This is a genomic window from Kineosphaera limosa NBRC 100340 (assembly GCF_000298215.1).
Taxonomy (GTDB): Bacteria; Actinomycetota; Actinomycetes; order Actinomycetales; family Dermatophilaceae; genus Kineosphaera; species Kineosphaera limosa.
Genome location: NZ_BAHD01000072.1, coordinates 25,477 through 35,337 on the forward strand (window position 1 = coordinate 25,477; position 9,861 = coordinate 35,337).

Consider the following 9,861-nt stretch of genomic DNA (forward strand, 5'->3'; position numbering starts at 1 on the left):
GGGCCTGCCCCGCACCCCCGCCCTCCGCCCTCCCCCTCCCCCTCCCCCTCCTCGACAGCCTCATGCCACATCGGCCGCGCGAAGATTCATAGCTTCCTCACAGCAAACATCCGCCCAACACCCCCCTATCGCACAGTGCTCGCACAGACGCCGGGCGGATGGTGGGTGATGTCGGCCAACGGGGCCGGTCACGCTGGAGGAGGACGACGATGAGTCAGGACACGAAGCAGAATCAGGACATCCACGACGCCGAGACCATGGCCGGCGCGAGTGGTGGCGAACGTGGCCCGGACGCACGCGTTGACGACACCCAGGTCTTTCACCGGGATGACACCAACGCTTACGACAGCGCGGCCTTGCGGGCGGGCGCGGAGCAGCCTGGGAGCGGCGTCGAGGCGGACGGCATGGGCGCCTCGACGGCCGACGGCGGCCCGGCGAACCCCGCGCCCACGGCGAACCCCCGGCGTCGCCGGTGGACCGAGCTCGTCGCTGTGGCTGCCATCGCAGCGGTCGTCGGCAGCGGCGTGACCCTCGGGGTCGGTGCCCTCACCGACTCCGGCAACACCTCCTCACTCAGCTCGATCACCGGGACAACCTCCACCGCGCCCTCGCCCGTGACTGTCGCCGGCCAAGAGAACTGGTCGCAGATCGCGGCCAAGGCCTCACCGTCGGTCGTCGCGATCTCGGTGCAAAGCGCCCAAGGCGGCGACCAAGGCTCCGGCGTGGTCTGGGATGCGGCGGGCAACATCGTGACGAACAATCACGTCGTGGCGGCCGCCGGCGCCGGCGGCACCGTGCAGGTGCGGCTGGGGGCGAACACCACGTACGAGGCAAAGGTCGTCGGCACCGACCCCACTACCGACCTGGCGGTCGTGCGCCTGGTCAACCCGCCCAGCGACCTGCAGCCCATCGGCCGCGCACAGGCGGACTCGCTGACGGTCGGCGCGCCGGTCATGGCGCTCGGTAATCCACTGGGGCTGTCCGGCACGGTGACCACCGGCATCGTCAGCGCCCTCAACCGGCCGGTGACCACCCAGGTCGTCTCCGGAGACAGCGGCAACGCCCAGCCAGGCCTGTTCCAGCAGCAGCAGTCCAGCGGTCAGCAGGTCGTCACCGACGCGATCCAGACGAGCGCGGCGATCAACCCCGGCAACTCCGGCGGCGCCCTGGTCGACGCCGCGGGCAACCTCGTCGGCATCAACTCCTCGATCGCCTCGCTGAGTTCGGGCTCGGGACAGGCGGGCAGCATCGGCATCGGCTTCGCGATCCCGGTCGCCGAGGTGACGACCGTCGTCACGCAGCTCATCGAGGGCGGCAGCGTGCAGCACGCCACCCTCGGGGTGTCGATCACCGACGCGACGGTGCAGCAGGGGTCGGCGACGGTCTCCGGAGCAGGTGTGCAGCAGGTCGTCGACGGCTCGGCTGCGGCGCAGGCCGGCTTGCAGACCGGCGATGTCATCACCGCTGTCGATGGGCGCCCGATCGACGGGGCCGACGGGCTCGTCGGCGCGGTCCGCGGCCTGGCCGTCGGCACCCAGGTCAAGCTGACCGTCGTGAACTCCAGCGGCAGCAGCCGCACCGTCACGGCCGCCCTCACCGGGCAGGCCTGACGGTTCCCTGAGCCGGCGGCCGGGCTCCCCTCCTCCATCGGCCCGACCGCCGGCTCCCCCGTTCGCTTATCCACATGCCCCCGCAAGAAGGGGGCCCGAGGCGGGTTGTCCACAGGCCGAACTGCGAGCTCGGCGCGGATGCGGCCCAAGGCAGCACGATGTGCCCATGCCCTCGTCACCACACCCCTTCGCCTCCCCCTCCCACCCGGTACAGCACGGCCAGCAGGCCCGATCGCTGCACAGCTGGTCGCTGGCCACCCAGGCGGCGCTGGCCCTGCAGGGCGCGTGCCTGCTGGCCACAGCGCTGTTCACGCCGCTGTTCGCGCTGGGCTCGGTCTTACCCATCGGTGATCTGTGGTCGGTCATCGCCGCGGTGAGCACTCTCGTCACCACCGTGTCGGTGCTCGCCGCGCTGGCCGCGATCATCGGCTGGTTGCGCTGGCAGTGGCTGGCCAGCTCGCTCGTCGCACACTCAACCGAAGCCGGCTCCGCCCCCGACCCACGCGGGGCGTCGGCGGTGCGACGCAGCCCGACCTGGCATCTGCTCTCGTGGGTCATCCCCGTCATCGCGCTGTGGTACCCGTTGCAGAACGTCGCCGACCTCGACCGCGAAGGCTGGCGCCGCGAGCACAACCCGGCCGCCCCCGCCCGCCCGGCACGCACCGGCGACCCCGGCTCCGGTTTGCGCAGGCTCTGGTGGTCGTGCTGGCTGGCCTGGAGCGTCGTGTCGACCCTCGGTATGAACGCCGGCTCGATGACCCTCACGCTGCTCGGCCATCTGCTCGGCGTGGCTGCGGCCGGCACCGCCGTGCTGCTCGTGCGCCGGATCAGCGATGCCCTGACCGGCCGCACCTCCCCGCTGCCCGAGATCCTGCGGACGTGGGGATGGGTCGGCCCGGCGCCGACACCCGCCGCATCCTGATACGACGACTGGCCGCACGGCCTCAGGGGACGACCTCAGCGGGCGCCTTCAGGGGGTGGCGAGAAAGCCCGCGACCCGCTCCTTGGGACGGCCGATGATGGCGCGGTCGCCGCGCACCAGCACCGGGCGCTGCATGAGGCGCGGATGCTCCAGCAGCACGGCGACCACCTGATCGACGGTGGCCACGTCGGACTCCGTCAAACCGGCCGCCGCGAACGCCGGATCGCGTCGCACGAGCGCGCCGGGCTCGTCTTCCAGCTTGCCCAGCAGCTCGCGCAGGGCCGCCTCGTCCAGGGGTGTCTTGAGGTACTCGATCACCTCCACGTCGGTGCCGGCCTCACCAGCCGCCGACAGCGCATGACGGGAGGTGGAGCAGCGGGAGTTGTGCAAGATCGTTACGTCGGCCATGGGCTCACCCTACGGATCCGCCCGTGCCGCGCCCAGACCCGGCGGACACGCCAGCGGGGCGGAAGCCCATCGGCTCCCGCCCCGCTGCAAACGCAAGTTCCTGCTAGTTAAGCGTCGAGGTCCTTCTCGACGAGGGCCGCGATCTCTTCGACCGCCTCCTCGTTGTCGGAGGTGACGACGACCGACACGCCCTTTTCGGCGCCGAGGGTCATGATCATGAGCGCGGAGGCCGCGTCCACGCCCTCGTCGTCATCACCGTCGACGACAGCCAAGGTGATCTCGTCGTCGTACTTCTCCGCAGCCTCCGCGATGATCGCGGCGGGGCGGGCGTGCAGGCCGACGGCGGAGCCGACAACCACAGTCTTGCTGGCCATGGAGCGTGCCTTCCTCGTAGGGATTCTCATCCGGCTTCACGGACTCTTACGTGGACCTGCCTGGCGCACCAACGATGACCCGCAGGCTTCGAACTGGTCGGATCAGTGGGCGCCGCTGCTCACGGCCGCGGCGGTCTGACGCTCGGCCTCTGCCCCGACCTTAGTCGGCTTGTCGCCCCCATTGGCGCCCATCGACTTGGCGACTACCACCAACGCGCAGGCCACGACCGCTCCGATGAGGATCGCCGCCAGCCACAAGACGAAGTTGCCGATGGCGAAGAACACGAACACACCGCCGTGCGGCGCGCGCGAGGTCGCGTCGACAGCCATCGACAGAGCACCCGTCACCGCCCCACCAGCCATCATCGACGGAATGACCCGCAGCGGGTCGGCCGCGGCGAACGGGATGGCGCCCTCGGAGATGAACGAGGCGCCGAGCAGCCAGGCCGCCACACCGTTCTCGCGCTCGGCCTCGGTGAACAGCTTCTTGCGGACGACGGTGGCCATCGCCATGGCGATCGGCGGCACCATGCCCGCGGCCATCACGGCCGCCATGATCTTCAGCGTCGCAGGGTCGCTCTGGTTCAGGCCCGCCGCGGCGAACGCGTATGCGGCCTTGTTGACCGGGCCGCCCAGGTCGAAGCACATCATGAGGCCGAGGATCACGCCGAGCAGGATCGCCGAGGTGCCCGACATGCCGCCCAGCCAGCCCTGCAGGCCGTCGGTCAGCGCCTTGAGCGGCTGCCCGAAGATCATCATCAACCCGCCCGCGACGAGCGAGGCGAACAGCGGGATGATGACGACCGGCATGAGCCCGCGCAGCCAGCGCGGCACCTGGAAGCTGGCGATCCAGTAGGCGACGACGCCCGCGACCAGACCACCGAGCAGACCGCCGATGAAGCCAGCGCCGACCAACATGGCGACGGCGCCGGCGGTAAAGCCGGGCGCGATGCCCGGCCGGTCGGCGATGCCGAAGGCGATATAGCCGGCCAGCGCCGGGACGAGGAACGTGAAGGCCGCGGCCCCCACCTGGTGCAGCACCGAACCCAGGTACACGAGCAGCGGGGCGTAGCCCTCATGGGCGGCCGGCAGGTTCCACAGGCTGTGGTTCAGCACCGTGTCCTTGCTGACGTCGATGATCTGGAAGCCGCCGACCGCGAACGCGAGCGCGATGAGCAGACCACCGGCGGCCACGAACGGAATCATGTAGCTGACGCCGGTGAGCAGCACCTGCTTGAGCTTGGAACCGAAGCTCAAACCACCGGCTCCGGACGAGGCCGAGCTCGAGGCAGCGGCGCCCGAGCCCGCGGCCACGCGGCGTCCGTCGGGGTCGTCGGCGACCGCGAGGGCCTCCTTGATCATGACCTCCGGCTCGTTGATCGCGCGCTTGACGCCCGACTCCACGACCGGCTTGCCGGCGAACCGCTCGCGGCCCTTGACGCCCACGTCGGTCGCGAAGATCGCGGCGTCGGCAGCGTCGATCGTCGCCTGGTCGACCGGGGTCGTCGCCGAGGAGCCCTGCGGCTCGATGTGCACGGTGACGCCCAGCTCCTTGCCCGCGGCGACCAGGTAGTCGGCGGCCATGTAGGTGTGCGCGATACCCGTGGGGCACGCGGTGATCGCCACGATCGAGCGCTGCCCGCCCGAGTGCTGCGAATCGCCATCCGCAGCCCCGGCGGCCGCAGAGTCACCCACGGCGTCAGCGCCGGAGTCGCCGGCGGGTGCCTGCGGCTCGGCCGGCTTCGGCGGCGGGGAGACGACATTGCCGACCATCTCGACGATCTCGTCGCGGCTCTGCGCGGCGCGCAGTCCGGCCAGGAAGTCCTTCTTGACCAGGGCCCGAGCGAGCTTGGTCAGCAGCTTCATGTGGTCGGCGCCGCCGCCTTCGGCCGCGGCTATGAGAAAGACGATGTCCGACGGGCCGTCCTTGGCGCCGAAGTCGACCGGCTTGGACAGCCGGGCGAAGCCCAGCGAGCCGGTCTTGACCGCGGCCGAACGGCAGTGCGGAATGGCGAATCCGCCGGGCATGCCGGTCGGCGAGAGAGCCTCGCGTTCCAGGGCGGAGTCACGCAGGCCAATGGCGTCGGCGCGACCGGTGTCTCCCACGATGCGGGCGAGCCCGGCGATCACCTCCTCCTTGGTCTCACCGAGATCAACATCGAGCGCGACGAGATCGGGCTCGATGAGCGGGGTGTCGTGAGCGGCATCGCTCATGGTCGTGTCCTTTCGTGGCCGACGCGCGATTGGGGCGCGTCACTGCGGAGGGTGGAGTCGATGGGCGCGCCCGACGGTGGCGAGCAGCGCGCCGGCTGAGGGGTTGGGTCAGACCCGGCGGGTGACCTGCACCGCGTCCGGATTGGTCTGGGCGGGGGTGGGGATGGCGCTGCCGGCGAGCGAGGCCGCGCCCGAGCCGTAGGCGACCGCCTGGGCGAGGCGGCCCGCGGCATCCAGGCCGGCGATATCGGCCATGACGTAACCCGCGACCGAGGAGTCGCCGGCGCCGACGGTGCTGCGCACCTGGATCGGCGGCGGCAGCGCACTCCACGCGCCGGCGGCGTCGACGAGCACCGCCCCGGCGCCGCCCAGGGTCGCCATGACGGTGGTGACCCCGCGCTCGACGAGGACGGCGGCGGCGGCGATGCTCGGCCCGGGGTCGCCGGCAGCGGCCGCGGCCTCCAACGCCTCACCGTCGGCTCCGGTGAGCTGAGCCAGCTCTTCGGAGTTCGGTTTGAGCAGGTCGGGGGCGGCGTCGGGAAAGGCGTCGGAGAGCTGGCGCAGCGGGTCGTCGGAGGTGTCGACCGCGATCTTGACCCCCAGGGGGCGCAGGGCGCGCACCAGCTGGGCGTACCAGTCCGGCGGCGCGCCGGGCGGCAGCGAGCCCGACAGCACCGCCCAGGAGGCGTCGCGGCACGCGCCGACGAGCACGTCGAGCAGCGCCTGCGCATCCTCCTGACCCAGCACCGCACCGGGCTCGTTGAGCTTGGTCGTGGTGCCGTCGGCCTCGGTGAGGGTGAGATTGGTGCGCACGGTCTGGGGCACCTCGACGTGCCGATAGGGCACGCCCCGCTCGGCGAGCGCCGACAGGATCGGGTCGTGCCGCTGCGCCGGCAGCACGGCCAGCACCGGCTGGTCGGCCAGGTGTACGGCGCGGGCGACGTTGACGCCCTTGCCACCCGGCTCGCTGGTGATATCGGCGAGGCGGTGGACTCCCCCGCGGGTCAGGGGCACGGCCAGGCAGGCGGTGCGGTCGAGGCTGGGGTTGGCGGTGAAGGTGACGATCATGCGAGGACGACCTCGATTCCGGACGTGACACAGGCGGAGCGGAAGGCGGGATCGACGTCGGCGTCGGTGATGAGCACGTCGATATCGGCCAGGGGGGCGAACGAGCGCAGGTACTCGACCCCGACCTTGCTGGAGTCGGCCAGCACCACAACCCGGCGGGAGCTGGAGACGATGGCTCGCTTCACCGCCGCCTCCTCGGCATCCGGGGTAGAGCAGCCGTGCCCGGCGGTGAGGCCGTTGGTGCCGACGAAGGCGACATCGACCCGCAGGGCGTCGACGACCGCGACCGCTTCGGCGCCGACGGTGGTCTGAGTCAGGCCGCGGACCCGTCCACCGACGAACTGGACCGGGCCGGGGCAACGCTGGGAGGCGACGGTCGCGATCGGCATGGAGCCGGTGATGATCGTCAGCTCGGGGTCGGCGGGCAGGATGGCGGCCAGGCCCGCGGTCGTCGTGCCCGCGTCGAGCAACATAGTGGAGCCCGGACCGCTGGGCACGTGGGCCAGGGCCGCTCGGGCGATGCGGGCCTTCTCTCCGGCGCGGCTGCCGGAGCGCTCGGCGACGCCCAGTTCGACGAGGCGCAACGACTCGGTGGGCACCGCCCCGCCGTGCACGCGGCGCAACAGGCCGCGGGAGTCCAGCGCCGCCAAATCGCGGCGGATCGTCTCGGGGGTCACGCCGTGGACATCGGCGGCCTGCGCTACCGAGATGCGCCCCGCGCGCCGCGCCTCGGCGACCAGGGCCTCTTGCCGTTCCTCTGCGTACATGGCGTCGCTGCCGTCCTCATCCGTCTGTGCCGGTATCGGTTTTGTGTCTGCTTTCGTCTGCTTCAGGGCCCCGGTGGGCTCTGCCGCGTCACCGCCGTCCGTCACCGACGAGGCCGGGGGACAGTGTGATCCACCGATCGTGGCGCGGCCGAGCCCCGGAGGCGAGCGTCTCGACCGACGGTGACCGGACTGTGTCCGGAGATCGACCGGGACTCACCTTTCGAAGCCAGTTCCCACATGATGCGATGTGGGAATAGTTGACTTTATATCCGATTATGTGGCGCTCACGCAAGGGTTTCCGCTAGGGTCTTGGCATCCGGAGCAGACTGAGCCCCCAACGGGAGCGCTTCGCTCCACACGGTCAGTCAGCGCCACTCACCCATCCCGAAACCTCACTGCAGAGGAGCCCAACACATGACGAATCAGGTCGGCCAGCCCACCACCCCCGAGGTCGCCGACGAGGCCAGCACGGAGGCCAGCGAGACCGCGACCGGCTCGATCACGACCCTGCTGCCCGACTCGGTGACGGGGACGGGCGTGGTCCCCGGCATCGCCTACGCCCCCGTGGTCTGGAAGCAGGGCCGACCCGAGACGCTGCCGCACGAGCCGGATGTCGCGCAGGAGGATCGGGCCCAGGAGGCGGCGCATCTGGAGACGGCGGTCGAAACCGTGGCCGCCCGCCTGGAGGATCGGGCCAGCCAGGTCACCGGTGTCGCCTCCAACGTGCTCTCGGCGACGGCCGCACTGGCCCGAGACCGCGGCTGGAAGCGCGCCGCGCTCAAGCTCGTCAAGGGCGGCACCCCGGCCCCGCAGGCCGTCGTCGCCGCGATCGCGCAGTTCATCACGACGTTCGAGAAGCTCGGTGGGCTCATGGCCGAGCGCACCACCGACCTGCGCGACATCCGCGACCGGGTCATCGCCGAGTTGCTCGGCCTGCCCGAGCCGGGTGTGCCCACCCCGGCGCAGCCCAGCGTGCTGTTCGCCGACGACCTGGCGCCGGCCGACACCGCCGGCCTGGACCCCAGCGTCATCACCGCGCTGGTCACCCAGCTCGGCGGACCGACGAGCCACACCGCGATCATCGCCCGTCAGCTCGCCATCCCGTGCATCGTCGCGGCCTCGAAGATCGGCAAGATCGCCGACGGCACTCGGGTGCTCGTCGACGGCGGCGCCGGCACCATCCAGCTCGGCATCGACGAGCAGGAGGGCGCGCGGCTGGTCGCCGAGGACGCCGCCCGCCGCGAGGCCATCCGCAGCTGGCGCGGCCCGGCCACGACCAAGGACGGCCGCGACGTCGAGCTGTTGGCCAACGTGCAGGACGGCGCGGGGGCCCGCAAGGCCGCCGAGTCGCAGGCTCGCGGGGTCGGCCTGTTCCGCACCGAGCTGTGCTTCCTGAACTCCGAGGACGAGCCGAGCATCGAGGAGCAGACCGGCATCTACAGCGAGGTCTTCGCCGCCTTCGCGGGGCACAAGGTCGTCGTGCGCACGCTCGACGCCGGCTCCGACAAGCCGCTGAAGTTCGCGAACATGGAGCACGAGGAGAACCCGGCACTCGGCGTGCGCGGCGTGCGGATCGGCCTGCGCGACATCGAGCTGCTGACCAACCAACTCGACGCGGTGGCGGCGGCCGCAGCGGCCCGCGACGAGGATGCCGAGACCCCCGCGTGGGTCATGGCGCCGATGGTCGCGACGATCCCCGAGGCCAAGCGCTTCGCGCAGCTGGCCCGCGAACGCGGCATCAAGCCGGGAATCATGGTCGAGGTGCCGTCGGTGGCGCTGCTGGCCCCGGCCTTTCTCGAGCACGTCGACTTTCTGTCGATCGGCACCAACGACCTCTCGCAGTACACGATGGCGGCCGACCGCATGTCGCCGCACCTGGCGACGCTGACCGACCCGTGGCAGCCGGCGGTGCTCACGCTCATCGCGATGACCGCCCGCGCCGGAGCGGATGCCGACAAGCCCGTCGGTGTCTGCGGTGAGGCGGCGGCCGACCCGCTGCTGGCGTGCGTGCTCATCGGCCTCGGCGTGACCTCGCTGTCGATGGCGGCCTCGGCCGTCTCCGGCGTGGGCGCCCAGCTGGCCGCCGTGACGTTCGCGCAGTGCCAGGAGGCCGCCGAGGCGGTACTGAGCGCCTCCGACTCCGCCTCAGCCCGCGAGCGTGCGCGCACGATCCTGGGCTGAATCACCGACCCACCACGTCGGCTGCGAAGCAGTAATCTCCCTGTGCCTCAACGAATCCCGTGACAGATAGGGATTCCGGTCCCCGTTCCGCCGCAGTATGGTTTGCACAGAACTGCGGGGGCAGTTCTCGAAGGGTGCACACATCCTTCTGGGGATCACACTGGGGAGAATTCGATGTCTGCAGATCACTGGGGCTCCGCCATGCCCGAATCGTCCCGGCACCGCATGGTCGGTGGCTTGGTCGGGGCGGGCGCCCGACACCTCGCGGCGCGGCTGCCCGTCAGCCGCCGGGCCGCGGCCCTCGGCCTCGCCGGAGC

The 9,861-nt window shown here is 71.4% G+C and carries 8 protein-coding genes; 3 read left to right on the plus strand and 5 right to left on the minus strand.

Going from position 1 to position 9,861, the window contains the following annotated elements; genetic code table 11:
• Positions 1–209: 209 nt before the first annotated feature.
• Both KILIM_RS17395 and KILIM_RS17400 read left to right on the plus strand, forming a co-directional pair.
• Positions 210–1,610 (plus strand): S1C family serine protease, encoded by a 1,401-nt coding sequence (locus KILIM_RS17395; protein ID WP_006594045.1) that lies wholly within the window; start codon positions 210–212, stop codon positions 1,608–1,610.
• A 166-nt stretch (positions 1,611–1,776) separates the two neighbouring features.
• Positions 1,777–2,532 carry a DUF4328 domain-containing protein gene (locus KILIM_RS17400; RefSeq protein ID WP_006594046.1) on the plus strand — a complete coding sequence of 252 codons (756 nt, stop codon included), beginning with the start codon at positions 1,777–1,779 and terminating at the stop codon, positions 2,530–2,532.
• Positions 2,533–2,580: 48 nt separating this feature from the next.
• Here the strand turns inward: KILIM_RS17400 and KILIM_RS17405 are convergent, their stop codons facing one another.
• The 5 genes from KILIM_RS17405 to KILIM_RS17425 form a co-directional block, all read right to left on the minus strand.
• Positions 2,581–2,940: an ArsC/Spx/MgsR family protein gene (locus tag KILIM_RS17405; RefSeq protein WP_006594047.1), complete on the minus strand. Its 360-nt coding sequence runs from the start codon at positions 2,938–2,940 to the stop codon at positions 2,581–2,583.
• A 107-nt stretch (positions 2,941–3,047) separates the two neighbouring features.
• Entirely contained in the window at positions 3,048–3,314 is a 267-nt protein-coding gene (locus tag KILIM_RS17410) for an HPr family phosphocarrier protein (RefSeq protein WP_006594048.1), read from the minus strand.
• A gap of 102 nt (positions 3,315–3,416) precedes the next feature.
• Positions 3,417–5,528 carry a PTS fructose transporter subunit IIABC gene (locus KILIM_RS17415; protein WP_006594049.1) on the minus strand — a complete coding sequence of 704 codons (2,112 nt, stop codon included), beginning with the start codon at positions 5,526–5,528 and terminating at the stop codon, positions 3,417–3,419.
• 108 nt (positions 5,529–5,636) lie between these two features.
• Complete coding sequence (locus KILIM_RS17420; protein ID WP_040563738.1) at positions 5,637–6,596, minus strand: 1-phosphofructokinase family hexose kinase; 960 nt, start codon at positions 6,594–6,596, stop codon at positions 5,637–5,639.
• Positions 6,593–7,363 carry a DeoR/GlpR family DNA-binding transcription regulator gene (locus tag KILIM_RS17425; protein ID WP_040563752.1) on the minus strand — a complete coding sequence of 257 codons (771 nt, stop codon included), beginning with the start codon at positions 7,361–7,363 and terminating at the stop codon, positions 6,593–6,595. Before KILIM_RS17425 ends, KILIM_RS17420 begins: the two co-directional genes overlap by 4 nt.
• A gap of 414 nt (positions 7,364–7,777) precedes the next feature.
• Here KILIM_RS17425 and ptsP point away from each other — a divergent pair, with 414 nt between their 5' ends.
• Entirely contained in the window at positions 7,778–9,544 is a 1,767-nt protein-coding gene (ptsP, locus tag KILIM_RS17430; RefSeq protein ID WP_006594052.1) for a phosphoenolpyruvate--protein phosphotransferase, read from the plus strand.
• The last annotated feature ends 317 nt before the right edge of the window (positions 9,545–9,861 follow it).

Excerpts from the sequence above, each read along its gene's own strand:
- ptsP (WP_006594052.1), top strand. The coding sequence starts at position 7,778 with ATGACGAATCAGGTCGGCCAGCCCACCACCCCCGAGGTCGCCGACGAG.
- KILIM_RS17420 (WP_040563738.1), bottom strand. The coding sequence starts at position 6,596 with ATGATCGTCACCTTCACCGCCAACCCCAGCCTCGACCGCACCGCCTGC.
- KILIM_RS17395 (WP_006594045.1), top strand. The coding sequence starts at position 210 with ATGAGTCAGGACACGAAGCAGAATCAGGACATCCACGACGCCGAGACC.
- KILIM_RS17415 (WP_006594049.1), bottom strand. The coding sequence starts at position 5,528 with ATGAGCGATGCCGCTCACGACACCCCGCTCATCGAGCCCGATCTCGTC.
- KILIM_RS17425 (WP_040563752.1), bottom strand. The coding sequence starts at position 7,363 with ATGTACGCAGAGGAACGGCAAGAGGCCCTGGTCGCCGAGGCGCGGCGC.
- KILIM_RS17405 (WP_006594047.1), bottom strand. The coding sequence starts at position 2,940 with ATGGCCGACGTAACGATCTTGCACAACTCCCGCTGCTCCACCTCCCGT.
- KILIM_RS17400 (WP_006594046.1), top strand. The coding sequence starts at position 1,777 with ATGCCCTCGTCACCACACCCCTTCGCCTCCCCCTCCCACCCGGTACAG.
- KILIM_RS17410 (WP_006594048.1), bottom strand. The coding sequence starts at position 3,314 with ATGGCCAGCAAGACTGTGGTTGTCGGCTCCGCCGTCGGCCTGCACGCC.